The organism is Kitasatospora sp. NPDC059327 (assembly GCF_042752535.1).
In the GTDB taxonomy this organism is placed as follows: domain Bacteria; phylum Actinomycetota; class Actinomycetes; order Streptomycetales; family Streptomycetaceae; genus Kitasatospora.
The window spans coordinates 1-23,687 of sequence record NZ_JBHYYB010000082.1; the positions used below are offsets into that span (position 1 = coordinate 1).

At 73.8% G+C, this 23,687-nt stretch carries 21 protein-coding genes; 8 read left to right on the top strand and 13 right to left on the bottom strand.

Going from position 1 to position 23,687, the window contains the following annotated elements; genetic code table 11:
- Positions 1-68: 68 nt before the first annotated feature.
- Positions 69-956, bottom strand: coding sequence for a macro domain-containing protein (locus ACFXHB_RS34115; RefSeq protein ID WP_380579006.1), 888 nt, complete (start codon positions 954-956; stop codon positions 69-71).
- Positions 957-1,063: 107 nt separating this feature from the next.
- Between ACFXHB_RS34115 and ACFXHB_RS34120 the strand changes: the two genes are divergently transcribed.
- Together ACFXHB_RS34120 and ACFXHB_RS34125 are read left to right on the top strand one after the other, a co-directional pair.
- Entirely contained in the window at positions 1,064-2,419 is a 1,356-nt protein-coding gene (locus ACFXHB_RS34120) for a macro domain-containing protein (RefSeq protein WP_380579008.1), read from the top strand.
- Positions 2,420-3,307: 888 nt separating this feature from the next.
- The gene (locus ACFXHB_RS34125; RefSeq protein ID WP_380579010.1) at positions 3,308-4,030 is read left to right on the top strand and encodes a phospholipid scramblase-related protein; all 723 of its coding nucleotides are present in this window, start codon (positions 3,308-3,310) and stop codon (positions 4,028-4,030) included.
- A gap of 122 nt (positions 4,031-4,152) precedes the next feature.
- On the opposite strand, the gene ACFXHB_RS34130 is transcribed toward ACFXHB_RS34125, so the two are convergent.
- Complete coding sequence (locus tag ACFXHB_RS34130) at positions 4,153-5,331, bottom strand: alpha-hydroxy-acid oxidizing protein (protein WP_380579012.1); 1,179 nt, start codon at positions 5,329-5,331, stop codon at positions 4,153-4,155.
- Positions 5,332-5,406: 75 nt separating this feature from the next.
- Between ACFXHB_RS34130 and ACFXHB_RS34135 the strand changes: the two genes are divergently transcribed.
- The 4 genes from ACFXHB_RS34135 (at position 5,407) to ACFXHB_RS34150 (ending at position 11,384) form a co-directional block, all read left to right on the top strand.
- Positions 5,407-5,922: a hypothetical protein gene (locus tag ACFXHB_RS34135; RefSeq protein WP_380579014.1), complete on the top strand. Its 516-nt coding sequence runs from the start codon at positions 5,407-5,409 to the stop codon at positions 5,920-5,922.
- 141 nt (positions 5,923-6,063) lie between these two features.
- Positions 6,064-7,485 (top strand): uracil-xanthine permease family protein, encoded by a 1,422-nt coding sequence (locus tag ACFXHB_RS34140; RefSeq protein WP_380579016.1) that lies wholly within the window; start codon positions 6,064-6,066, stop codon positions 7,483-7,485.
- Positions 7,486-7,679: 194 nt separating this feature from the next.
- Positions 7,680-8,411 carry a heparin lyase I family protein gene (locus ACFXHB_RS34145; RefSeq protein WP_380579018.1) on the top strand — a complete coding sequence of 244 codons (732 nt, stop codon included), beginning with the start codon at positions 7,680-7,682 and terminating at the stop codon, positions 8,409-8,411.
- 252 nt (positions 8,412-8,663) lie between these two features.
- Entirely contained in the window at positions 8,664-11,384 is a 2,721-nt protein-coding gene (locus tag ACFXHB_RS34150; protein WP_380579021.1) for an ATP-binding protein, read from the top strand.
- Between the two features lie 48 nt (positions 11,385-11,432).
- Here the strand turns inward: ACFXHB_RS34150 and ACFXHB_RS34155 are convergent, their stop codons facing one another.
- Both ACFXHB_RS34155 and ACFXHB_RS34160 read right to left on the bottom strand, forming a co-directional pair.
- The gene (locus ACFXHB_RS34155) at positions 11,433-11,624 is read right to left on the bottom strand and encodes a hypothetical protein (RefSeq protein ID WP_380579023.1); all 192 of its coding nucleotides are present in this window, start codon (positions 11,622-11,624) and stop codon (positions 11,433-11,435) included.
- A gap of 11 nt (positions 11,625-11,635) precedes the next feature.
- Positions 11,636-12,487, bottom strand: a complete 852-nt coding sequence (locus ACFXHB_RS34160) for a helix-turn-helix domain-containing protein (protein ID WP_380579025.1) — start codon at positions 12,485-12,487, stop codon at positions 11,636-11,638.
- 273 nt (positions 12,488-12,760) lie between these two features.
- Between ACFXHB_RS34160 and ACFXHB_RS34165 the strand changes: the two genes are divergently transcribed.
- Positions 12,761-13,219 carry an ATP-binding protein gene (locus ACFXHB_RS34165; RefSeq protein ID WP_380579027.1) on the top strand — a complete coding sequence of 153 codons (459 nt, stop codon included), beginning with the start codon at positions 12,761-12,763 and terminating at the stop codon, positions 13,217-13,219.
- 101 nt (positions 13,220-13,320) lie between these two features.
- On the opposite strand, the gene ACFXHB_RS34170 is transcribed toward ACFXHB_RS34165, so the two are convergent.
- From ACFXHB_RS34170 to ACFXHB_RS34210, 9 genes are all read right to left on the bottom strand, one after another.
- Positions 13,321-14,700 carry an MFS transporter gene (locus ACFXHB_RS34170; RefSeq protein ID WP_380579029.1) on the bottom strand — a complete coding sequence of 460 codons (1,380 nt, stop codon included), beginning with the start codon at positions 14,698-14,700 and terminating at the stop codon, positions 13,321-13,323.
- Positions 14,697-15,500 (bottom strand): glycerophosphodiester phosphodiesterase, encoded by an 804-nt coding sequence (locus ACFXHB_RS34175; RefSeq protein ID WP_380579031.1) that lies wholly within the window; start codon positions 15,498-15,500, stop codon positions 14,697-14,699. Before ACFXHB_RS34175 ends, ACFXHB_RS34170 begins: the two co-directional genes overlap by 4 nt.
- Positions 15,501-15,951: 451 nt before the next feature.
- Complete coding sequence (locus ACFXHB_RS34180) at positions 15,952-16,896, bottom strand: hypothetical protein (RefSeq protein WP_380579033.1); 945 nt, start codon at positions 16,894-16,896, stop codon at positions 15,952-15,954.
- A gap of 95 nt (positions 16,897-16,991) precedes the next feature.
- Complete coding sequence (locus tag ACFXHB_RS34185) at positions 16,992-17,309, bottom strand: MFS transporter (RefSeq protein WP_380579036.1); 318 nt, start codon at positions 17,307-17,309, stop codon at positions 16,992-16,994.
- 6 nt (positions 17,310-17,315) lie between these two features.
- Positions 17,316-18,437, bottom strand: a complete 1,122-nt coding sequence (locus ACFXHB_RS34190; protein WP_380579039.1) for a methyltransferase — start codon at positions 18,435-18,437, stop codon at positions 17,316-17,318.
- Positions 18,438-18,617: 180 nt separating this feature from the next.
- Entirely contained in the window at positions 18,618-18,893 is a 276-nt protein-coding gene (locus ACFXHB_RS34195; RefSeq protein WP_380579041.1) for a hypothetical protein, read from the bottom strand.
- A 330-nt stretch (positions 18,894-19,223) separates the two neighbouring features.
- The gene (locus tag ACFXHB_RS34200; RefSeq protein ID WP_380579043.1) at positions 19,224-20,801 is read right to left on the bottom strand and encodes a phytoene desaturase family protein; all 1,578 of its coding nucleotides are present in this window, start codon (positions 20,799-20,801) and stop codon (positions 19,224-19,226) included.
- 82 nt (positions 20,802-20,883) lie between these two features.
- On the bottom strand, positions 20,884-21,273 hold the full coding sequence (locus ACFXHB_RS34205; protein ID WP_380579046.1) for a CorA family divalent cation transporter: 390 nt from the start codon (positions 21,271-21,273) through the stop codon (positions 20,884-20,886).
- A gap of 22 nt (positions 21,274-21,295) precedes the next feature.
- Complete coding sequence (locus tag ACFXHB_RS34210; protein WP_380579048.1) at positions 21,296-21,799, bottom strand: Lrp/AsnC family transcriptional regulator; 504 nt, start codon at positions 21,797-21,799, stop codon at positions 21,296-21,298.
- A gap of 179 nt (positions 21,800-21,978) precedes the next feature.
- On the opposite strand from ACFXHB_RS34210, the gene ACFXHB_RS34215 reads away from it, so the two are divergent.
- Positions 21,979-23,634: a histidine decarboxylase gene (locus ACFXHB_RS34215; protein WP_380579050.1), complete on the top strand. Its 1,656-nt coding sequence runs from the start codon at positions 21,979-21,981 to the stop codon at positions 23,632-23,634.
- The last annotated feature ends 53 nt before the right edge of the window (positions 23,635-23,687 follow it).

Sequence of the window (23,687 nt, forward strand, 5' to 3'; positions counted from 1 at the left end):
GCCCGGCGCCGTGCTCGCCGGTCACCCGGGTGACCGGCGAGCACGGCGCCGGGCTCGTGCTCGCGCGGTCACCGATCGGCCAGGCCCTCGGCCATGCTCCGCAGGAACGCCCGCACCTCCGGCACGGAGACGCTCGCCAGGTCCGCCGGCCGCAGGACGACCCGCAGCTCCCGGCAGACCGCGCCCTCCCGGGACCGCGCGACGAAGGACATCAGGATCAGCCGCAGCAGGCTGTCCTGGTCCAAGTGGTCCATCCGGGCGAGCCCCGACCCCACCAGCGGCATCGCCACGGAGTCGGTCCGGGCCCGCCGGTCGACCGCGTCCCAGAGCCGGTTGAGGCAGAACCAGAGGTCCTCCACGCCGGAGGACGCCACCAGGTCGAGGCCGAGGCGGCTGTAGGCGGTGGCGAAGACCAGCCGGGGCGGGGCGCCGAGGACGGCCACGGTGCCGAGAGGGTAGCGGTCGAGTTTGCCGAGCGGTTTGTCCGCCCGGACTTCGCGCGACCGCGGCGCGACCGGGGCCAGGGCGGCGCAGAGTTCGGCATCCAGCCGGCGTACGTCCCCGTCGTAGCGTCGCCGCAGCAACTGGGCCTGCACACTGCCCTCGTTGATCAGCCGGCCGTCCTCCGGGGCGGTGTCGAAGGTGTCGCAGAAACCGACCACGAGGTGGCCCGGGGCGGTGAAGAGGTCGCCCGCCTCCACCACCACGGTCAGGTCGGGCCGCCGGAACTCCTGGCGCACCACCGGGACCGGGCGCGACCGGTACGCCCCCCAGAGCACGCAGATCCCGGCGGAGCCGACGGTGACCCAGCCGGGCGCGGGCAGCCCGTGGGGGAAGAGCGGTCCGGCGAGCTGGCCGGCCACCGCCACCCCGCCGAAGGCGGTCGCGGTGCTGCGCAGGAACGCCGCCGCGGTACGCCGGGACACCCGGGACGTGCCCGGCAGTCGGCCGATCATGCGACATGCCAGTCATCAACCAGCCTGGCCGGTAGGGTGGTTGCTATCCTGCTCGGTGCTTCGAGCGAGGCGGTTCCCGGCCGGGGCCGGGGCAGGTGGGGGGTCCGATGGCGGGTGTCCGCGTGAGCGTGCTGGGGCCGGTGAGGGTGGAGGCCGACGGGATTCCGGTCCCGCTCACCCCACTGACCAGGCGGCTGCTGGTCCGACTGGTGGCGGCGGACGGTGAGGCGGTGCCGGTCCGGCAGCTGCGCCGGGACGTCTGGGGCCGGGAGGCCGACTTCCCGGGCCAGGGCGCGCGGGGGCGCAACGAGGTGCAGAAGCGTGTGGTCGAGCTCAGACGCGCGATCGGCGGCGGCGACCTGGCGTCCGGCGCGCGGGTCCTCCACACCGAGCAGCTGCCCACGGCCCGGGGTCCGGAGACCGCCTACCGGCTCAACCTCGCGCCGGCGGAGCTCGACTGTGCCCGCTTCGCCGAGCTGGTCAACGAGTCCTTCCAGGTCGGGCCGGTGATGGCGGCATGGCGTCTGGAGGAGGCACTGGGGATGGTCCGGGGCAGGCCGCTGGCGGAGGCCGTCGGCGAGGCGTTCGCCGAACCGCTGATCCGCCGGCTGACCGGCCTCCAGGACACCGCCCGCCGGGAGCTGATCTCCTGTCGGGTCCGGCTCGGCAGACCGGAGCTCGCGCTGCCGGTCGCCGAGGCGGCGGTCCGGGAACGCCCGGACGACCCCTCCTGGGCCTCCGAACTCGGGCGGCTGCGCGCCGGGTTGCGCGGCCGCTGGGACAACGAGCTGCTGCGCACCGCGCTGCCCGACCGGGCGATCGAGATCGTGGTGGTCTGCGGCGACCTGTTCGACCAGGAGGACGCCAACCTCGTGGCGGGCTTCACCGACACCTTCGACACCGAGATCGACCAGGACCTGGTGATCAGCTGTTCGAGCGTTCAGGGGCAGCTGGTGGAGCGACTGTTCGACGGCCGCTGCGACCTGTTGGACGCCGAGCTGGAACGGGCGCTGCGCCCGGTGCCGGTGGTCGACCGGGAGCGGAGCCGGGACAAGCCCCGCGGGCGCCGGCTGCGCTATCCGATCGGCACGACGGTGGCGGTTCCGATCGGACGGCGGCAGGTCTTCGCCACCGCCTACAGCCGGCTGGACAACGACATGGTGGCCCGGTCGTGCCCGGAGTACCTCGCGGTGGCCCTGGACCGGCTCTGGGCGGCGGTGGCCCGGCAGGGGCGCTACCGTCCGGTCGCGGTGCCGATGCTCGGATCCGGCCTCGCCCGGATCGTGGACCTCGACCGTGGGCGGCTCGCCAGGCTGATCGTGGAGTCCTTCGTCCGGGCCTGCCTGGACGGCACCCCGGTCGCGCCCGAACTGCGGCTCGTGGTGCACCCGGACGATCTGCGCCGCACGGACCTGCTGGAGCTGGAGCGCTTCCTCCAGGAGGCCCCGCACCGGAGGGGCTGACGGCCGGGCCGCTACGACGACGGCCCGAGCCCGGCACCTCCGCATGGTTCTCCTCCCGCCGTGGTGGGCGCGCGCGGTCCGCGCGGTCCGCCCACCTCCGCTGGACAGCACACCAGTCCGGGCGCTTCCGGTGAAAGGCACCGCTCCTTCCGGCCCGCTTCCGACCGGGCCGAGCGGAGCGACCGGGCCCCGCAGCCGTCATGCGCTCCACCCTCGCCGCCCACACCTGCCGCAGGATCCCCGGCGCCGTCGGCCTCGCCCACCGTGCATCGCGCATCCGCACGGTCTGAGCCCCAGCCCGCGACCGGCGCGGCTCGACTCGGGGGTTCGGCCCGGGAGGGGCGGCAGGGTCGACCGCCCCCGGTCGACCGCCCCGGCCGACCGAACGCCGAGGGCATCCCGTGCCCACCGCCGGCGGGTCGCCCGTCACCCCCACCGCCCCACGAACGCCCTGGCCCCGAGCAGCACTTCGCCCTGCGTCGCGAGGTGGTGGCCGGCGCCCGAGCGGGGCCGGACACCGCCGTCTCGAAAGCGGCGGTGGCCGAGATCGCCGCTCCGCCGGGGCGGCTTCAGACCGGCGAACCGACGCCCGGTCCGTCCGGCGCGCGCAGAGCGGTCGTTGCCCCGGAGAGCTGGGGCAGTGACCGGAGAGCACCGGTGGCGGCGCGGGAGCTGGTGCCGTGACAGGCCCGGGCGGGGGTGAGGACGGGCCACCCGGAGAGCGCCCCGGGTGTGACATCGGCCACATCGGCCCCCGCCGGGCCGTGGCCAACTGGCGCCCGCATGGGGCGAATCCCCAGCTCATCGGCGCGATGCGCGGTCCTCGGCGAGCCGGGGCCGGTCGAATGACTTGGCGACCGGGGGAGCGGAGAGCCTAGCCTGCCCGCCATGTCCCAGAACACGAACACCCCCGGTTTCCCCGGGCAGCCGGCCGCTCCGGCCGGCGACTCCGCCAAGGTGCAGCGTCAGGTGCAGCGGCAGGCGGGCGTCGGACCGGTCTCCGGTGGCGGCGGCACCCTCTTCTCCGAGCCCGTCCTGGTGGTGAACCAGAAGGCCAAGCTGATCGAGCTGACCAACGAGTACGCGGTCTTCGACCAGCAGGGGGCCGCGCTGGGCTCGGTGGTCCAGGTCGGTCAGAGCGCGCTGCGCAAGGTGATCCGGCTGCTCACCTCGCTCGACCAGTACCTGACCCACAAGCTGGAGATCCGTGACGCGCAGGGCGTTCCGGTGCTGCTGCTGACCCGGCCGGCGAAGTTCATCAAGTCGCGGGTGGTCGTGCAGCGTCCGGACGGTCAGGAGGTCGGTCAGATCGTTCAGCAGAACGCCATCGGGAAGATCAATTTCGCGATGGAGGTCGGCGGGAAGAAGATCGGCGCCGTCAAGGCCGAGAACTGGCGGGCCTGGAACTTCTCCATCGTCGACGAGACGGACACCGAGGTCGCCCGGATCACCAAGACCTGGGAGGGCCTGGCGAAGACCATGTTCACCACGGCCGACAACTACGTGCTCCAGATCCACCGCCCGCTCGCCGACCCGCTGCTCAGCCTCGTCGTGGCGACCGCGCTGACCGTGGACACCGCGCTGAAGCAGGACGCTCGCGGCCTCGGCTAGCGATGGGGCGACCGGACGGGCTCCGGGGCCGAACTGCCGTACCGGCTCCACCGTGTGACGGTCTGACGAACAGCCGCGGCCCGGCTCCTCCTCGGTGGGGCGCCGGGCCGCGGTCATGCGGTTCAGAGCCGGCGGAGCGCACCTTCGGCGCGCAGGTCGGCGAGGGTGGGGTAGCCGTCGACGGCCATGATCAGGTCGGCCTCGGCGAGCAGCGAGCGCAGCACGTGCACGATGCCGTCGGTGCCGCCGACCGCCAGGCCGTAGGCGTACGGGCGGCCGACCCCGACCGCGTCGGCGCCGAGGGCGAGCGCCTTGACCACGTCGGCGCCGGTGCGGATGCCGGAGTCGAACAGGACCGGCAGGCCGTCGGCGGCCTCGACCACGCCGGGCAGGGCGTCGAGGGCGGGCAGCCCGCCGTTGGCCTGGCGGCCGCCGTGGTTGGAGCAGTAGACGCCGTCCACGCCGCCGTCCTTGGCCCGGCGGACGTCCTCCGGGGCGCAGATGCCCTTGAGGATGATCGGGAGGTCGGTGATCGACCGCAGCCAGGGCAGGTCGTCCCAGGTCAGCGGGTTTCCGAAGATGCCGATCCATTCACGGACGACGGCCGCGAGGTCCTCCTCGGGGGCCTTCGCGAGGCGGGCGCGGAAGACCGGGTCGGAGGTGTAGTTGGCCAGCGCGTGGCCGCGCAGCTGCGGGAAGTTGCCCGTGCTGAGGTCGCGCGGGCGCCAGCCGGTGAGCCAGGTGTCCAGGGTGATCACGATGCCGTGGAAGCCGGCGGCCTCCGCGCGGTGCACCAGGCTCTCCGCGAGCGCCCGGTCGGTCGGGGTGTAGAGCTGGAAGAAGCCGGGGGTGGCGCCGAATTCGGCGGCGACCTGCTCCATCGGGTCGACGGTCAGGGTGGAGGCGATCATCGGCACTCCGCTGCGTGCGGCGGCGCGGGCGGTGGCCAGATCGCCGTGGCCGTCCTGCGCGCACAGCCCGATCACCCCGACCGGGGCCATGAACAGGGGCGACGGCAGCCTCAGCCCGAACAGGTCGACCGACAGGTCCCGTCGGGCGGCGCCGACCATCATCCGCGGCATCAGGCCATAGCGTTCGAAGGCGGTGACGTTCGCCCGCTGAGTGGATTCGTCCCCGGCCCCGCCGGCCACGTAGGACAGCACCGACGGCGGCAGCGCGGCCTGGGCGCGGGCCTCCAGCTCGGTGAAGGTCATCGGCATCGTCGGCACCACGCCCGACAGTCCGTGGAAGTAGATCTCGTTCTGGAAGTCCCCGAACTGCCCCTGGGAGTTCACGTTCATCACACGTCTCCGTTCGTCTGCCGGCGGCCGGCCCGGGGGTGGCCCCCGGGTGCCGGGATCGCCACCGTTGACCAGATGCCCCGGATGGTCAACGGTCCCGACCGCCCGTACGGCGTCCACGGTCCGACGAGGAGAACCTCGGCACCTCCTTCGCCGCGCCGGACGCGTTCGCCACCGGCCACGGCCGGACCTGGTGGGACCCGCCGAGCACGCCGCCTCTTCGGCGACCTGCGCCACGCGGCGCCGGTCTCCCGCAACTCGGCCGACGCCGCGCCGGCGCGGGCCGCGAGCATGGTCTGGATCACGTTCCGCCGCGACGGCGAGCCCGACGTCCCCGGCGTCGGCCGCCGGCCCGCCTACGTCGAGGCGCGGCGGGACACGGCGGGACACCCTGCTGTTCGGCGCCCCGACCCGTGTGGTCACCGACCCGTTCGCCGCCCGCCGCGCGGTCTGGGCCGCCGCCCGGCGCTGAGCGCGCCACCGGACGCGAGGACGGCCGTCGTCGGCCGGGCCGCGCCCGCCGCCGAGGCGGCCCGGCTGCTCGGGGTGCCCGGGGTGCTCGGGGTACTGGGGGCGCTCCGGGCCGGCTGACCCGGTCGTCGGGACGGGGCCGCCGACCGGGCCGGGGGCGCAGGCGCAGGTCAGGGGCGGGGCGGTGGCGAGCGGCGGACCTGGTGACCACGAGAATGGTGCGGACAGTCCCCCGGAAGTACAGAGAAAGCGAACCCCCACATGGATCTCGGCGTGCGCTGGAAGCTGCACGGTGACGGGCGTACGCCCGCACCGGGAGCGGTCGTCCGCCCCGACGAACGACTCTCCTGGCCCCGGACGGCGGGGCTCGGTGCCCAGCACGTGGTGGCCATGTTCGGTGCGAGCTTCGTGGCGCCCGTGCTGATGGGGCTCGACCCCAACCTGGCGATCATGATGTCCGGCGTCGCGACCGTCATCTTCCTGCTGGCGACCCGCGGCAGGGTGCCCAGCTACCTCGGCTGCTCGCTGTCGTTCGTCGGCGTGGCCGCGGTGATCCGGGCCCAGGGCGGCACCAGCGCGACGGTCACCGGCGCCGTGTTCGTGGTGGGCGTGGCCCTGTTCCTGGTGGGGCTGGCGGTCCAGCGGTTCGGGGCGCGGATCATCCACGCCGCGATGCCGCCGATCGTCACCGGCGCCGTCGTGATGCTGATCGGCTTCAACCTCGCGCCCGTCACCGCCTCGACCTACTGGCCGCAGGACCAGTGGACGGCACTGCTGGTGATGCTGTTCACCGGGCTGGCCGTGGTGTGTCTGCGCGGCTTCTGGTCCCGTGTGGCGATCTTCCTCGGGCTGCTCTTCGGCTACGGGATCTCCTGGCTGTTCGACCGGGTCTTCGGGAAGATCCACTCGATGGACGCCGCCGGACACCTCACCGACCACTGGCGGCTGGACCTGTCGGGCGTCGGGCAGGCGGACTGGGTCGGCCTGCCCGCCTTCCACGGCCCGTCCTTCCAGTGGTCCGCGATCCTGGTGGCCCTGCCCGTGGTGATCGCGCTGGTCGCGGAGAACGCCGGGCACGTCAAGGCCGTGGGGGAGATGACCGGTCAGACGCTCGACGACAAGCTCGGCACCGCGATCTCCGCGGACGGCGTCGGCTCGATGCTCTCGACCGCGCTCGGCGGCCCGCCGAACACCACGTACTCGGAGAACATCGGCGTCATGGCCGCCACCCGGGTGTACTCCACCGCCGCCTACTGGGCCGCGGCCTGCTTCGCGCTGCTGTTCGGCATCTGCCCGAAGTTCGGCGCGGTGGTGGCCGCGATCCCCGGCGGGGTGCTGGGCGGCATCACCGTCATCCTGTACGGCATGATCGGCCTGCTCGGCGCGCAGATCTGGACCACGGCCCGGGTGGACCTGCGCAATCCGCTGAACCTGGTGCCGGCCGCCGCGGGCATCATCATCGGCATCGGCAACGTGACGATGAAGTTCACCGACACCTTCAGCCTCAGCGGCATCGCGCTGGGCACCCTGGTCGTCATCACCGGGTACCACGTGCTGCGGGCGCTGGCCCCCGCGCACCTCAAGACCCAGGAACCGCTGCTGGACGAGGGCACCTCCTCCTACGACGCCGGTGCCGGGGACTCGGGGGAGGCGGGCACCGGGGACGCGGAGGGCGTCCGGTAGCGGTCGCCCGGGGGCGTCGTCACCGCCCCGCAGGGCCGCTCCGGTGCCCGCGACCGACCGACAGTCTGCCCGAAAGGGCCACTGTCGGTCGGTCCGCTTGGTCCACGGGCCGTCAGGTGGTCGAATCGCTGGATCCGTCCGGGCCGATCCGCCGGGACGGCGTCCGTGCCGGCCACGAACCCCTCGGGAGAGGCATGTCCCTTCTGTCCCAGCACCGCAGGACCGCCGTCGGTGTGGTGGCGCTCACCGCGCTCGCGATCTCCTGGGGTTCGGCCGCCACCGGCAGCTCCGCCGCCGCGGCGGGCAAGGTCCTGTGGACCCCGAGCACCGCCAAGGGGCCGTCCTCGTTCGCCGCCGTCCAGTGCGCGGCGGGTGACTTCGGGGTAGTCAAGGACTCCGCCAAGGGCAGTGTGTGGCGGGCGTTCCAGGCCGCGGGCGAGGAGCGCTGCGAGACGCTCGGCCCCGACCTGAAGGAGGGCGACACCTTCTACCTCGGCTGGTCGTCCAAGGTGGACATCGAGGACACGAACAGCCGCTACGTCTTCCAGCTCAAGTGCTCGCCGAGCACCGACACGGCGAACCACCCGATCGAGATCGACGCGACGACCGGGCGCATCCGCCTCCAGGAGTGGGACACCGAGCACGTCGCGCACCAGCTGTGGACCGCGCCGACCGCCAACAACCAGTGGCACTCCTACGCGCTGAAGATCCGCCTGGGCCGCACCGACGGCACCATCGACTTCTGGTTCGACGGCGTGAAGCAGTCCTTCACCACCGGCTCGGGCACCTTCATGGGCACCACCTGGGACGGCGACCGCGACTACCTCAAGTGGGGCTCCTACCACCCCTCCACGGGCGACGCGACGAACACCTTCACCAGCCCGGTCATGGCGACCACCCTGGCGGCGGCCACCGCCGGTTCGTAGCGGTCCGGCAGCGGCGGGGCCGGTCCCGGCCCGCCCGCCCGAGCGGGCGGGCGGCACCACCACCGGTGGCCGCGGCGCACCCCCACCCGGCCGCCGGCCGGGGGGATTGTCAAGCCCGCACCGGAGCCCTTCGTTCCGCAGTAGCCTCGGCGTCGGCAACGACGTTCGTACGACGGCGCATTGGGGGCGAAGGTGACCGATGGGGGGACCGGGGACGGGGGTGACGGCGGATCCGGCCGGGACGGCTGTCCGTTGCACGAACGCGAGGCCGAGATCCGGTCGGCCGGACGGGCGGTCGAGGCACTGACCCGGCCCGCCGGAGCCGGAACCGGGGAACTGCTGCTCTACACCGGCGCGGCCGGCCTGGGCAAGACCGCGGTGCTGGCCGAGGTGCGGCGGGAGGCGAAACGCGCGGGGTGCACGGTGCTGTTCGCCCGTGGCGGGGAGCGGCAGCGCCACGAGCCGTTCCGCGTGGTGCGCCAACTGGTGCAGCCGGTGCTGGCGGCCCTGTCCCCGGAGGAGCGGGTGCAGGCCTTCGGCCCCTGGGAGGACATCGTCGGCCCGGCCGTCGGGCTGCTGCCGCCCGGCGGGCAGCTCGACCCGCAGGGCGTCCGGGACGGGCTGGACTTCGTGCTCACCCACCTCGTGCGGCGGCACTCACCGGTGGCCGTGATCGTCGACGACCTGCACTGGGCCGATCCGGAGTCGCTCGGCTGGCTGGCGGGCTTCGCGGTGCGCGCACGAGAGCTGCCGGTCCTGCTGGTGCTCGCCTGCCGCGACGAGTTCCCCGACGACGCCCTGGCGCTCCAGCACGGCCTCGTCGGCCGGGCCGACCGGCGGCACGACCTGCGCCCGCTCCAGCCGGCCTCGGTCGCGCACCTGGTCCGCGCGGCGCTGGGCACGCGGGCGGAGGACGCCTTCTGCCGGCACGTCTGGGCGGTCACCGGCGGGAACCCGTACGAGACCACCGCCCTGTTGCGGGAGGTGCTCGACCAGCGGCTCGACCCGGTCGAGGAGAATGCCGGACAGCTACGCGAACTCGCCACCGACGCACGTGGCATGACGCTCCGTCACTGGCTGGGCAAGCTCGGCCCGACGACCCTGCGGTTCGCCTGGTCCGCGTCCATGCTCGGCACCGACATCCGCCCGGACCTCGCCGCCGTCATCTGCGCCCAGGGCCCGGAAGCGGCCGCCCAGTCGATCAGGGAGCTGCGCCGGCACGGGGTGCTGACCAGGACGTCGGGAGGCCGGCTGGAGTTCGTCCACCCGCTGATCGCCACCTCCGTCTACCAGTCGATGCCGCCCGGCATCCGGACCGGGATGCACGGCGTCGCCGCCGTCGAGACCGAGAACGCCGGCCTCGGCCTGCTGACAGCGTCCCGGCACCTGCTGGAGACCCTGCCCGAGGGCAGCGGCGAGACCGTCGGCAAGTTGCGCCGGGCCGCCCGCGAACACCTGGCGATCGGGGCGCCCGAGGCGGCCCAGCGCTGCCTGCGCCGCGCCATCAGCGAACCGCCCGCCGACGAGGACCGGGCCGCGGTGCTCTACGAACTCGGCTGCTCCGCGCTGCTCACCGACCCGGCGACCACCGTCAACCAGCTGCGCCTGGCACTCGCGGACCCGTACGGGCCGGGCCCCGAGCTCCGGGTGGACGCGACCTTCCGGCTCGCCCAGGCCCTCGCCCACAGCAACCGGGTCGGCGAGGCCGCCGCGGTGTGCGCCGAGGAGGCCGCGCGCACCGAGCGCGGCCCGGGGCGGCTGCGCCTGGAGGTGGCCCACTTCATGTTCGCCGCGTTCCAGTCCGAGGACGCGGACGGGCCGGGCCGCTCGCGGCGGCTCGCGGAGTTCGCCCGGATGCTCGACATGATCGGGCTGGCCTTCACCGACGCCGACGCCGGTGTCGCCGCGGGCCGGGGGACGGGCGGCGGGCCGACCCCGGACGAGGTCCTGTTCGAACGCGACGGCCTGGCCCACGCGGTGGCCGTGCTGCGCTGCTGGGACCTCACGCTGCGCGGTGCCGACCGGGCGGAGGCGATCGCACTGGCCGAGTCCGCGCTGCCGGGCGGCCGGCTGCCCCGCGGCCTCGGCTGGACCAACACCACCTGGGGCTTCGAGCTGCCCGGGATCCTCGGCATCAGCTACCTCTACGCGGACCGGGTCGACCGCGCCGAGGAGCTCTTCACCGAGGCCGTCCGGGCGTACGAGGTGGCCGGGTGGAGCGGTGGCCACCTCGGCTTCGCCCACCTGCTGACCGGCATGCTCCGGTTCCGCTGCGGCGCCCTGGCGGAGGCGGAGGACCACCTGCGCAGGGCCCTGCGGATCGCCGAACGGATCGGCCCGGACGTGCCGTTGCACTGGGACGCGGTCGGAGCGCTGGCCGAGACCCTCGCCGCGCGCGGGCAACTCGCCGAGGCCCTGGAGCTGACCCGGACGCACACCTTCGGCCCGCCGTACCCGACGGTGATGGTGCTGCCGGACGCGCCGACGCTGTACGGCCGCCTGCTGCTGGCCCGGGGCGACGCGCCCGGCGCGGCCGAGACGCTGACCGCCGCCGGCGCGGCCCTGGACGCGCGCGGCTGGCGCAACACGGTGTGGGCGCCGTGGCTCGGGCACCTTGCGCGCGCTGTCGCCCCCGACCAGCCGGACCGGGCCAGGGACCTGGCCGGGGAGGCCGTCCGCCGGGCCCGGGAGTCCGGGACGGACTCGGCCGTCGGCAGCGCCCTGCGGCTCTGCGCGGCGGTGCACGAGCGGCCGCGCGCCGCCGAACTGCTCACGGAGGCGGTCCAGTACCTGGAGCGGTCACCAGCTCGCTACGAGCACGCGCTCGCCCTGGTGGACCTGGGGACGGTGCTGGGCACCGCGCCCACCGCCCGCGCGACCCTGACCCGGGGACTGGAGCTGGCCACCCACTGCGGCGCGGAGGCCCTGGCCACCCGGGCCGGGGAGCTCCTGCGGACGGGCGCGGCGGGCTGAGGCGGTCTCTGTTCGGGCCGCCGCCGCAGTGGCGGCGGCCCTGAGCGGCTAGAGCAGGTGGTCGGCCTTGCCCGCCTTGATGTCCAGGATGAGGGTGCGCAGGGCGGCCCTGGAGTCGGTGACGGCCCGGTCCTCCTGGCCCTTGACGGCGATGTAGGCGTTGCCGTCGGCGTCGGTGCCGAGGCGGAAGCACGAGTTGCCCTCGCCGCAGAAGGGGTCTTCCCAGGTGATGGTGGGCATCGAACGTCTCCTCACAGTTGGTCGGCGATCTCGCGGATGAAGTCACGGGATCGTTGCGGGGTCAGCGCCAGATCTTCCAACCGATCAAGTTGGGCGCGGTATTTCGTGAGCTGGCCTTCGGCCTCCAGGAACTCGGGGCCGTGTGCCCTGTCCACCTGGACCGTGTCGAGCTGCGGCACAGGCCCCTCCGCGTAGAGGACGGTGTGCCCGGCGCCCGGAAAGGCCCCGTGCTCGAACGGAACGATGCGAAGCGTGACGGTGTCCTGTTCGGAGGCGTCGAGAAGGTGGTCCAGTTGGGCGCGCATGCCCTTGCGGCCGCCGAACTGCATCCGCAGAGCTGCTTCGTGCACAACGGCGACGTAGTTGGGCGGATCGTCACCAGTGAGCACGTGCCGGCGCTCCGTCCGATGAGCGAGTCGCAGGCCGACCTCATGCTCGGGCAGCGGCGGGAACACTGCCCGGAACACGGCGAGGGCGTGGTCCGAGGTCTGCAACAGCCCTGGAACGTGGACGGTGTCGGTGGTGCGGAGTCGCTTCGCGCGTGCTTCGAGCTCGGCGATGTCCAGCAGCCCCTGGGGAAGACTGCCGCGATACCGCTCCCACCAGCCCTTGTCCCCGGGCTGTGCCATGTCGACCAGCGCATCGATGTACTTCTGGTCCGTGCAGTGGCAGTTGTGGGCCAGGGTGCGTAGGCGCTCGGTGGTGATCGGTCGCAGACCCGACTCCATGTTGGAGATCTTGCCGCGATCGACGCCGAGCAGCCCCGCCGCGTACTCGGCACTCATGCCGGCCGAGGTCCGGATCTTCCGCAGCTCGCTCCCCAACCGCTTCTGACGTTCAGTGAGAGACATCCTGGGAGTCATGCCGTTCCTTCCGTGCGACGTGGGATGCAGTCTGCCGCCCGCAGGGACCAACCCACTACCCGGGGTCAGATTGCCAGGAAGCCCGGCAAATTTACCCCGTGATGCGGTACTCTCGGTGTTGCAAGGATCACACTCGGCAATGTCCGGAAGTGCACCGTGCGAGCATGCCCGCCTTCCCTGGGGCGGGTGTGCCCGCGCCCAGGGAGGCGTGCCACCGGCGTCGGAGTCGCATCAGTGCTCGCTCAACCACTGCACATCCGCGAGGAGTCAGCCATGCCTGGAATCCCGCTTCCGTCCACCCCCGTCGTGCTCGCGCCGACGCCGCCCGGCGTCCCCGAGGTGCCGTCGCACTGGCGCTTTCCCGCTGAGCTGGCCTCCGTTCGGCGGGCCCGCCGGGCCGTGGTCGGAGCGATCCCGGAGCCCCACGAGCCCCAACTCTCCGACCTGCTGCGCTTGGTGACCTCGGAGCTGGTCACCAATGCGATCCGCCACGGCGCCCGTGCCGACGAGGACGAGCTGATCGAGCTCGTCCTCTGGATCGCCGACGGCCACTGCTGGCTGGCCGTCTCCGACCCGGGGGCCGGCCGGCCCGTCCTCGTCGCGCCGCACCCGCAGGAGTGCGGCGGGCGGGGCCTGTTGCTGGTCGACGCACTCTGCGACGTCTGGGCCGTCGTGCCCCGGCGGACCTGCGGCAAGTCCGTGGTGGCGGGAGTCAGACTGCACGCGGACTGACGCATCATCAATCGTGAGCGGCTGCACCGCCGGAGGGGACGGCGCAGCCGCTCGTGGTGCGTGCTGTCGCGGGAAGGGTGAAGGGTGAAGGTCGAAGGGCGCTACAGGCGTTCGGGGACGGGGTTGCCGACCGCCTCGATGGCGCGGCGCAGCGGCACCTTCGTCAGCAGGGCGAAGCCGATCACGAAGAACACCAGCAGGGAGATGATCGCCGAGCGGTAGCTGCCGGTGATCTGGTAGGCGAGGCCGAAGACCAGCGGGCCCATCCAACTGGTGCCGCGGTCGCTGACCTTGTAGAGGCTGAAGTACTCGGCCTCCCGGCCGGCCGGGATCAGGTGGGAGAACAGCGAGCGGGAGAGTGCCTGGCTGCCGCCCAGCACCAGGCCGATCATGCAGGCCAGGGCGAAGAACCAGGCAGGCCGGTGGGCGGGCATGAAGTACCCGAGGGCGAGGGTGACCACCCAGCCGACCAGTGAGCCGAGGACGGTCCGTTTGGCGCCGTACCGGCGGGCGATCCGGCCGAGGAGCAGCGCGCCGCCGATCGCTACGATCTGGACCAGGAGCACGGCGACGACCAGCGAGGTCTGGTCCATGCCGAGCTCCTCGCTGCCGTAGAGCGAGGCCTGCGAGACGACGGTCTGGATGCCGTCGTTGTAGCAGAGGAAGGCGCCCAGGTAGAGCAGTGTGAGTGGGTGTCGGCGCATGCCGCGCAGGGTGCGGGCGAGTTCGCGCAGGCTGCCGGTGGTGGGGCGGTCCGGCTCGGCCGCGACGCGTTCGGGGGCGACCCCGGCCCGGGAGGGCAGTCGCAGCAGCGGGGCGATCGTGAACAGCGCCCACCAGAAACCGGCCGAGGCCAGGCAGATCCGTACGGCCGTCCCGGAGGAGAGACCGAGCGCGTCGTGGCCCTCGAACAGCGCCAGGTTGGCTATCAGCAGCAGGCCGCCGCCCGCGTACCCGTACGCCCAGCCCTTGGACGAGACGGCGTCGCGCTCGTCGGGGGCGGCCAGGCCCGGCAGGTAGGCGTAGGAGAGCGCGACCGACACCGCGTAGGCGATGTTGGCGACCACCAGCAGCGCACCGCCCAGCAGGTAGCGGTCGCCGTCGAGGAAGAACATCCCCATCGTGGCGGCCGCGCCGACGTAGGCGAAGCCGCACATCAGCTCCTTGTGCCGCCCGGTGCGGTCCGCGATCGTCCCGGTCACCAGCATCACCGCGACCGAGAGCAGCACGGAGAAGGAGACCGTGTACGGGAAGAACGACCCCGCGCGGACCGAGAGGCCGAGCGGGTGCACGTCGCCGGCCGGGTCGGCGGCGTTCTTGGCGATCGAGGTCAGGTACGGCCCGAGGAACACGGTCAGGACGGTGGCCGAGAAGGCGGCGTTGGCCCAGTCGTTGAGGTACCAGCCGACCTGCATCCGGCGCAGGGCACGGTCGTCGGTGGTGCCCGCCAGGTGGTCCGGCGGGTGGGCGGTGGTGGTCATGAGGCTCCTGCCACGCTGTCGGAGCCGGTGCTGCTGTCGGTCCAGCAGCCGCGCTCGCCGAGGACGTCCCGCAGGACGTCGATGCGATCGGCCATGATGCCATCCACGCCGAGGTCGAGGAGAGCCCGGATCCGGGTGGGATCGTCCACGGTCCAGACGTGCACCGGCAGGCCGAGGCGGTGGGCGACGCGGACGAAGGCCCGGTCGACGACCCGGACGCCCCGGTGGCGCTCCGGAACCTGCGCGCACACCCCGGCGAACGGCCTCCCGCGTCCGAGCGGGAGCGGTCCGGCCAGTGAGCGCAGTCGCAGCCGGGCCACCTCGCGCGGGCCGAGCGAGGTGGCCAGCCGCGGGCCGGCGGCGGCGCGGACGGCGGCGAGGCGGCTGTCCGAGAAGCCGCCGACACAGACCCGGTCCCAGGCGTTGGTCCGGCGGATCGCGGCGACCAACGGGCCGACGGCCGGCGCCGCCTTGACGTCGATGTTGAAGCGGGCCCCGGGGAACGCGCCGAGCAGGTCCTCCAGCAGCGGCACCGGCTCGGTACCGCCGATCCGCGCCTGCCGGACGGTGGCCCAGGGCAGCTCGGCCACCACCCCGGCGCGATCGGTGACGCGGTCGAGGCGGGAGTCGTGGAAGGCCACCAGCACGCCGTCGCGGGTGGCGTGCACATCCGTTTCCAGGTACCGGTACCCGAGGGCCACGGCTGCCTCGAAGGCGGCGAGGGAGTTCTCGGGGTGGCCGAGGTCGCCGCCCCGGTGGGCGAAGGCGAGCGGCCCCGGCTGGTCGAGGAAGGGGTGCATGTCGTGCTCCGAGCTGCTGGGAGAAGGACCGGCCGGGCCCGCGAGGCCGGGGCGGCGCGGCCCGCGCCGACGACGCCCTGGGCGTGCGCGTTACAGTATTACGCACGCTGTCAAGCAGTAACGGTGCTTGGGGGACTGTGTGCGCTGCTTCGGGGGCTCGGGGTTGTGGCGGCCGTCGCCGCCGCGAGTGGGGCCGCGCGTCGGACCGCCGGTGCGGTCCCGCCCGCTCGCCGACGTCCGGCAGATGCGCGTCCCGGATCGGGGTGCGGTCGGCACCCGCGAGGCGGGAGCCGCGAGCCGGGCGACCCGCTGCTGCGCGGCGTGCTGACCGGGGCGCAGGCGCCCGTGGCCGATGCCGGCGTCCCGGACGGTGCGCTCCCGGGCGCGGCACCCGCGCGGCGCGGCAGCGCTCCCGCGGGTGCCGCGCGGGTGTGCCGCCGCTGCCCGGCGGTCAGCCCAGTGCCTTGGCCTGCCAGTAGGCGAACTGCCGGAGCGGCTCGCCGTCGAGCGACCACGGCCAGGGCGTGACGGTGTCGCCGACCAGGTCGAGGAGGCCGGCGCCCTCGCGCGGCCGGCCGGCCTGGACCAGGGCGAAGGCGAGCAGGTTGAGGTCGGCCAGGGCGGCCGCGTACCGCAGGTGCCCGGTGCGGGGCCAGGTCGCCAGCGCGGTGTCCAGCGCCCTGGTGGCCCGGTGGTTGGTCCACTGACGGCGAACCAGCAGGGCCTCGACGCCGCCGCGGGCGACGGTGCGGGCGTGCTCGTCCACCAGGGCGGTCAGTTCCACGCCCACGGCGGGCGCGTTCGACGGCACCCCGCCCCGGACGGCGTCCAGGAACTCCAGCTGGCCGCTGCGCGAGCCGCACTCCTCCGGCGACAGGTAGCGCAGCATCTGGAGATGGGCCTCGCGGTTCCACGGGTCGCGCGAGGTCACTTCGTGCCAGACGGCGAACAGTTCGCGCGACTCCGCGCGGATCAGGCGCAGGATCCCGAGCAGCACCACCCAGGGGGCGGGGTCCTCGGGGAGGGCCTCGGCCGCGCGCCGGCAGTCGTCGGCGACGGTCCGGGCCTGCTCCATCCGTCCGTCGTGCCGGCCGCGGACCAGCTCGACCCACGCCTCGAAGACCATCGCGTCACCGCTCTGCGGCCGGCGCATCCGCCAGGTGCGGGCGAGCCCGGAGGGGGCGGCGGCCTCGGCCAGCACCGCGAGGCGGTGGGCACGGCGGTCCCAGTCCGTGCCGCTTTCCTGGAGCAGCCGCTCGATCTGGTCGATCTGGATGCTGCTCTGGCCGGGCAGCCCGGTGGAGCTCAGCTGCCGGCGCACCCGGCCCAGCTTGACGTCGTCGAGCTCCGGCAGCAGACGGGGGCCGGAGGCACGGAGCTTGCGAAGTATCGACACGCGCCGCAGCCTAGGTCCCGGGTCGAATTTCGGACAGACCTTGGCCGGATAATGTTGTTCAGGGGACGTTCCGGTGACCGTACGGGGCCGTACCGCTACCGGTCCGGACGCGAGGTCCGGGCCGGTGGCGGTCGGGCCGTCGTCAGCGGCCGGCGGTTCCGGCGCCGCCGGATCCGCAGCCGGCTGCCGTAGGACAGGCCCTCCTCGGCGGGCATCGACGGGAAGAGGGCCAGGGTGCCGAGGAAGGCGAGCAGGTTGACGCCCGCGCCGAACCAGAACGCGGCGGCCAGGGACAGGTGTTCGGCGAGGTAGGAGGTGAGCGGCACGCCGAAGGCGAACCCGACCGTGACACCGGCGAACACGGTCGTCGCGGCCCGGGTGGCCCGCTGCGACGGGACGAGCCGCCCGGCCACGGTCCGTCAGGCCGGTACCGCCTCCACCACCGAGAGGACCGTCGAGGTGGGGATGACGCGGGACAGCCGCAGGCCGGACTTCTCGAAGAGTTCCGCGAAGTCCGCCTCGGTGCGCTCGCGGCCGGTGAGGGAGGCCATCATCATCAGGTCCAGGGTCTTGGACTGGTGCGGGGCGTTGCCCCGGGGGACCACCGCGTCCAGGACCAGGACCCTTCCGTCCGGCCGCAGCGCGCGGCGGCAGTGGGACAGCAGGGTCACACAGGTCGCGTCGTCCCAGTCGTGGGTGATCCGCTTGAGCAGGTGGACGTCGCCGGACGGTACGGACGCGAAGAAGTCGCCCTCCGTCAGCGTCCAGCGGTCCGCGATCTCCCGCTCGGCCGCCAGGCGCCGGCCGGCCAGGACGTGGGCGCGGTCGTAGAGCACGCCCGTCAGGCCCGGGTTGCGGCGCAGCACCTCCAGCAGCAGACCGCCGTGGCCGCCACCGACGTCCACGACCGTGCCGGTCACGGGGAAGGCGTAGGCCGCCGCGATCACCGCGTTCTCCGGGTCGGACATCGCCGCCATGCCCACGTGGAACACGGCGGCGGTCCGCGCGTCCTGGGCGAAGTGGTCGAAGAAGGGCATGCCGAAGATGCGCTCGAAGGACGCGGTCCCGTCGGTGAGGCAGCTCGTCAGCTCCCCGGCCGGCAGCCACATGGTGCGGTCGGTGAGCATCTGGACGGCGGCCCGCGCGGAGTAGGGGACGTCGTCGCGCAACGCCTGTCCGGCGTCGGTCAGGGCGAACCGGCCCAGCTCGTCCTCCGCGACCACGCCCCGGGTGGCGAGCAGGCGCAGGACCCGGTGCAGGCTGCCGGCGTCCGTGCCGGTCGCGGCGGCGAGTTCGGCGGGCGTGCGGGGGCCGTCCGCGAGGTGGTCGGCCACCCCGATGTCGGCGGCGGCCCGGAGGGCGGCGGGGAAGAGGAAGCCGAGGGCCTGGTCGGTGAGGAAGGCGGAGGAGCGGCGGTAGCGGGCTTCGTGGTCGGTCGCCCCGTCGTCGGCGGTGCCGGGGGTGCTCCGTGCGGACGGGCCGGTGTCCGCGCCGGTGGGCGCCGTCCGGCCGCCGGCGTGCGTTCCCTCGTCCTGGCCCATGCCGTCCTCCTCGCCTCGGTGCCCCCGCGCGGGGAAGACTTCCCTCGGGCGAAGGGGCCGAAGCGCGTCGCGGGCCGGTTTCGTGCGGGCACGATCATGTGTGGGGCCGGGGTCCCGGAAAGCCGGGAACCCCCGCGGTGGGCGCCGGAGCGCCACCGCGGGGGTTCGTCGAAGGGCCGGTCAGCAGCGGACGTTGCGCTCGCAGTCGAGGTAGCGGCGGATCTGCGCCTCGATGGCGGCGGCGCGGGCGTCCGTGACGTTGGCCTCCTGGAAGTGGCCCTGGCTGCGCAGGCGCTGGGCCTGCTGGCGCAGCTTGGCGGCCTGGACCTGCAGCTCGCCGATGTTGACCGAGACGGCGGCCCGGGCCGTGGCGGCCTGGGCGGGTGCGGCCTGCGCGGGCGCGGCGGCGAGGAGCAGGCCACCCGCGAGTACGGCCGAGACGGTCAGCGCGGACATGCGACGACGCATGATTCCCCCTGGTTGTTCGATGGTTCATGTGCTGTTCGGTCACTCGTCGAACTGATGACCGATCAGTAGCGTAGGAGATCCGGTCGGACGATCATGCATCGGGCTCCGCATTCCGGACACTCGGCGGGCCGGGCCCCCGCCGACCGGTGGGGGTGGTCGGGACGTTCGGGTTACGCGCGGCCGGTCGCGATCGTGGCACGGGCGGGCAGGGCCGGTCGGCGACCTGCTACCGGCGAGCAATGTGGCCGATCGCCATCGTCTCCGAGGGGTCGTCAGCTCGCTCGTCCCTGCCGACGGTGGGGCCCCCGGCCGGTGGGCCTACCGGGCGAGGTCCGCCAGGACGGCCTGGGCCGCGTTGTGGCCCGGGATGCCGCTGACCCCGCCGCCGCGGACCGCGCCCGCGCCGCACAGCAGCACGTTCCGGTGCGCCGTCGCCACGCCCCAGCGGGCGGCGGCGCCGTCGGGGGCCTCGGTCGCGAAGGGGAACGACAGGTCCCGGTGGAAGATGTGACCACCCGGCAGACCGACCTCCCGCTCCAGGTCGAGCGGCGTCCGGGCCTCGATGCACGGCCGCCCGTCGGCATCGGTCGCCAGGCAGTCGGCGATCGGCTCGGCCAGCACCTCGTCGAGCCGCGCCAGGCTTGCCGCGAGCGCGCGCTCCTTGGCCGCCGGGTCGGTGAACAGTCTCGCGGGCATCTGCAGGCCGAACAGGGTCAGCGTCTGGAGCCCCTGCCGGAGCGCCTCGGGCCCCAGGATCGACGGATCGGTGAGGGTGTGGCAGTAGATCTCCGACGGCGGCGCCGAGGGGATCCGGCCGGCCCGCGCCTCGGCGTGGGCCGTCTCCAACTGCCGGTAGCCCTCGGCGATGTGGAAGGTCCCCGCGAAGGCGTCCCGGGGGTCCGCGGCGGTGTCCCGGAGGCGGGGCAACCGGCGCAGCACCATGTTGACCTTGAGCTGGGAACCCTCCGGTGCCGGACCGGGCTCCTCGCCCAGCAGCCGGGCCAGCACCGCCGGAGCGGCGTTCACCAGGACCCGCCGGCCCACCGCGGTCGCCTCCCCGTCCCGGTGCCGGTACGACACCTCGGCCTCGCCGGTGCCGTCGGTGGCCACGGCGGTGACCTCGCAGCCGGTCCGGATCTCCGCGCCGGCCGCCCGCGCGGCCTCGGCCAGCGCGTCCGTCACCGCGCCCATCCCGCCGACCGGGACGTCCCAGTCACCCGTCCCGTTGCCGATCACGTGGTACAGGAAGCAGCGGTTCTGCAGCAGCGAGGGGTCGTGCGCGTGGGTGAAGGTGCCGATCAGGGCGTCCGTCAGGACCACCCCGCGCACCAGGTCGTCGCCGAAGCTCCGCTCGACCACCTCGCCGAGGGGCCGTTCGAAGAAGGACTCCCAGGCGGCCTCGTCCGCGACCCGGCGGCGCAGCTCGGCCCGGGTGGGCAGGGGCTCGACGAGGGTGGGGAACACCCGCTCGGCGATCCGCCCGGTCGTCGCGTAGAAGCGCTGCCAGGCCTCCCACTCCCGGTCCGCACCGGTCAGCGCCCGGAACGACTCCCGGGTCCGGCCGGGGTCGGCCGCGTCCACCAGCAGCCCGGTGGGCCGGCCGTCCCGGACGGTGGGGGTGTACGAGGAGATCCGGCGCCGCCGCAGCTCCAGCCGCAGCCCGAGGTCCCGTACGACCGTGCGCGGCAGCAGGCTCACCAGGTACGAGTAGCGCGACAGCCGGGCGTCCACGCCCGGGAACGCCCGGGCCGACACCGCGGCCCCGCCCACCTGCTCCAGTCGTTCGAGGAGCAGCACCCGCAGGCCCGCCCGTGCCAGGTAGGCCGCCGCCACCAGGGCGTTGTGCCCGCCACCGACGATCACGACATCCTGCCGGGACTGCGCTCGCGCGTTCACGCGGTCACGCTACGCCACGGCGCAGGGCCGGGGAAGGCCGCGCGCCACCCGTTCGTACGGGCCGGCCCTCGACGTGGTGGGATCACCGCCCCGCGCCGGTCCCCGCGGCGCGCCGGACGCCGTTGCCCGACTGGGGCAGCGCCGGGGCCGGCCGGCCCCGCCGCCGGTGCAGCCAGAGGTGCAGCAGCAGGCAGGGCAGCAGCAGACCGACGACGTTGAGGGCGACGAACGCGGCGAGGCCGTCGACGTGCCGGACCAGCCACCCGAAGTTCTGCCCGAAGAAGCCGACCACGAAGGACGGCGGCAGGAACACGGTCGCCACGATCGTGAGCCGCTCCATGGTGGCGGTCTGCCGGAGGTCGATCCGGTTCTGCTCCACCGGGATCACCGCGATGTTCGCCTCCAGGACGGTGGCCGGCGGATCGCGCCGGGCGGCGACCTCTTCGTTGACCAGCAGGACGTGGTCGAGCACGTCGCGGAAGTGGGGCAGCGGCTCAGCCGGTCGCCGGGGGAGGGTCCCCGAGGTACCGGCGGCCGGCTATCTGCTCGAAGATCAGGTTGGTCCGGGTCTGCGCCACCGCCGGGTGGGTGGTGAGGTGGTCCACCACGAAGTCGCGCAGGCCCTCGGGACCGGCCACGCCGACGTGCAGCAGGTAGTCCTCGGAGCCCGACATGTGGAACACCGCCAGGACACCGGGCAGGTCGGGAGCGGTGCCCCGGAAGCTCTCGTTCTGCTCACGGGTGTGGGCCCGGAGCCGGACGGAGATCATCGCCTGCAGCGGCAGGCCGATCGCGGCGGGGTCCACGTCCGCCCGGAACCCCCGGATGATCCCGCGCTCCCGCAGCGCCCGGACCCGGGCCAGGCAGGTGGAGGGGGCGATGCCCACCCGCTCGGCGAGCGCGTTGTTCGGCAGCCGGGCGTCGTCGGCCAGGGTGCGCACGATCGCCCGGTCCACCTCGTCGAGGGGCGCCCTGCGGGCCTGCGGATTGTTCGGCATGCCGGGCAGGATTCCAGCTGATTCCGTCGATCCGCAAGACCTCGAACGGTCCTACCGAATCTTGTTCGGGAGATCTTCCCCCCGGCTCGGTGAAGTTCCATCCTGGCGGCGGGCGGCGCACACCGCCGCGCCGTTCCCCGCCCGGGGCCGGCCCGTACCGACCCCGGAGCGCCGTTCCCATGAGCCCGACCGTCACCCTCGCCGCCGCGACCGCCGTCGACCCGGGCGCGGAGCTGGACGGCCGCGACTTCGCGCTCACCGCGAGCGGCCTGGACGACGACCACCGGCTGCGCGCCCTCGACAGCGTCGACGAGTACCTGTCGAGGAAGCGCCGGCACCTGGTCGGCTACCAGGCCACCCAGGACATGCAGGGCTGCGCGCTGGACCTGGCCCGGTTCATGCCGAACAACATCAACAACCTCGGCGACCCGTTCCAGAGCGGCGGCTACAAGCCGAACACCAAGGTCGTCGAGCGCGCCGTGCTCGACTACTACGCGGCCCTGTGGAACGCCGAGCGGCCGCACGACCCGGCCGATCCCGAGTCCTACTGGGGCTACATGCTGTCGATGGGCTCGACCGAGGGCAACATGTACGCGCTCTGGAACGCCCGGGACTACCTGGGCGGCAAGGCGCTGATCCAGCCGCCGACGGCCCCGTTCGACGCCCTGCGGTACGTCAAGGCCGCGCCCGAGCGGGACAACCCCAACGCCCACCGCCCGGTGGCCTTCTACTCCGAGGACACCCACTACTCCTTCGCCAAGGCCGTGCGGGTGCTGGGCGTGGAGACCTTCCACGCGGTCGGTCAGGAGCAGTACCCGGACCGGTGCCCGCTGGTCGACCCCGCCACGGGACGCCGGGAGTGGCCGACCGAGGTGCCCTCCCGCCCCGGCCCCTCGGGGCGGTCCTGGGACGGTCCGGGTGAGATCGACGTGGACGCGCTCGCCGTCCTGGTCGAGTTCTTCGCCGCCAACGGGCACCCGGTCTTCGTCAACCTCAACCTCGGCAGCACCTTCAAGGGCGCCCACGACGACGTCCGGGCGGTCTGCGAGCGACTGCTGCCGATCTTCGAACGGCACGGTCTGGTGCGGCGCCGGGTGACGTACGGGACCGACCCGCGGACCGGTGAGCCGCTGGTCGACCTGCGCCGGGGCTTCTGGATCCACGTGGACGGCGCCCTCGGCGCCGGGTACGCGCCGTTCCTGCGGATGGCCGCCCAGGACCAGGCGTACGGCTGGACCCCCGAGGTGGACCTGCCCGCCTTCGACTTCGGCCTCAGGCTGCCCACCGAGGAGTCCGGCGAGGTCGACATGGTCTCCTCGATCGCGATGAGCGGGCACAAGTGGCCCGGTGCGCCGTGGCCGTGCGGCATCTACATGACGAAGGTCAAGTACCAGATCTCGCCGCCCTCCCAGCCGGAGTACATCGGCGCGCCGGACACCACCTTCGCGGGCTCCAGGAACGGGTTCTCCCCGCTGGTCCTCTGGGACCACCTGTCCCGGCACTCCTACCAGGACCAGGTGGACCGGGTCCGCCGGGCCCAGGAGCTGGCGGGCTACCTGGAACGGCGGCTGCGGGCGATGGAGCGGGAGACCGGCGTCGAGCTCTGGCCGGCCCGCACCCCGGGCGCCGTCACCGTGCGGTTCCGCAAGCCCGGTCCCGAGCTGGTGGCGAAGTGGTCGCTGTCCTCCCAGGACGTGCTGATGGTCCCGGGCGACGAGTCCAGCCGCCGCAGCTACGCGCACGTCTTCGTGATGCCCTCGGTCGACCGGGCGAAGCTGGACGCCCTGCTGGCCGATCTCGCCCGGGACCCGGCCCTGCACGGGCAGGCCGGCTGACCGCCGCCCCCGGCCCCGTGCCCCCGTGCCCGTACCTCGGTGCCCCCGTGCCC

Coding starts and splice junctions, on each gene's coding strand:
- ACFXHB_RS34195 (WP_380579041.1), bottom strand. CDS start 18,893: ATGTCCGCGCTGACCGTCTCGGCCGTACTCGCGGGTGGCCTGCTCCTC.
- ACFXHB_RS34140 (WP_380579016.1), top strand. CDS start 6,064: ATGGATCTCGGCGTGCGCTGGAAGCTGCACGGTGACGGGCGTACGCCC.
- ACFXHB_RS34155 (WP_380579023.1), bottom strand. CDS start 11,624: ATGCCCACCATCACCTGGGAAGACCCCTTCTGCGGCGAGGGCAACTCG.
- ACFXHB_RS34175 (WP_380579031.1), bottom strand. CDS start 15,500: ATGCACCCCTTCCTCGACCAGCCGGGGCCGCTCGCCTTCGCCCACCGG.
- ACFXHB_RS34130 (WP_380579012.1), bottom strand. CDS start 5,331: ATGAACGTGAACTCCCAGGGGCAGTTCGGGGACTTCCAGAACGAGATC.
- ACFXHB_RS34160 (WP_380579025.1), bottom strand. CDS start 12,487: ATGACTCCCAGGATGTCTCTCACTGAACGTCAGAAGCGGTTGGGGAGC.
- ACFXHB_RS34125 (WP_380579010.1), top strand. CDS start 3,308: ATGTCCCAGAACACGAACACCCCCGGTTTCCCCGGGCAGCCGGCCGCT.
- ACFXHB_RS34165 (WP_380579027.1), top strand. CDS start 12,761: ATGCCTGGAATCCCGCTTCCGTCCACCCCCGTCGTGCTCGCGCCGACG.
- ACFXHB_RS34115 (WP_380579006.1), bottom strand. CDS start 956: ATGATCGGCCGACTGCCGGGCACGTCCCGGGTGTCCCGGCGTACCGCG.
- ACFXHB_RS34145 (WP_380579018.1), top strand. CDS start 7,680: ATGTCCCTTCTGTCCCAGCACCGCAGGACCGCCGTCGGTGTGGTGGCG.
- ACFXHB_RS34135 (WP_380579014.1), top strand. CDS start 5,407: ATGCCCCGGATGGTCAACGGTCCCGACCGCCCGTACGGCGTCCACGGT.
- ACFXHB_RS34170 (WP_380579029.1), bottom strand. CDS start 14,700: ATGACCACCACCGCCCACCCGCCGGACCACCTGGCGGGCACCACCGAC.
- ACFXHB_RS34120 (WP_380579008.1), top strand. CDS start 1,064: ATGGCGGGTGTCCGCGTGAGCGTGCTGGGGCCGGTGAGGGTGGAGGCC.
- ACFXHB_RS34210 (WP_380579048.1), bottom strand. CDS start 21,799: ATGCCGAACAATCCGCAGGCCCGCAGGGCGCCCCTCGACGAGGTGGAC.
- ACFXHB_RS34190 (WP_380579039.1), bottom strand. CDS start 18,437: ATGGGCCAGGACGAGGGAACGCACGCCGGCGGCCGGACGGCGCCCACC.
- ACFXHB_RS34215 (WP_380579050.1), top strand. CDS start 21,979: ATGAGCCCGACCGTCACCCTCGCCGCCGCGACCGCCGTCGACCCGGGC.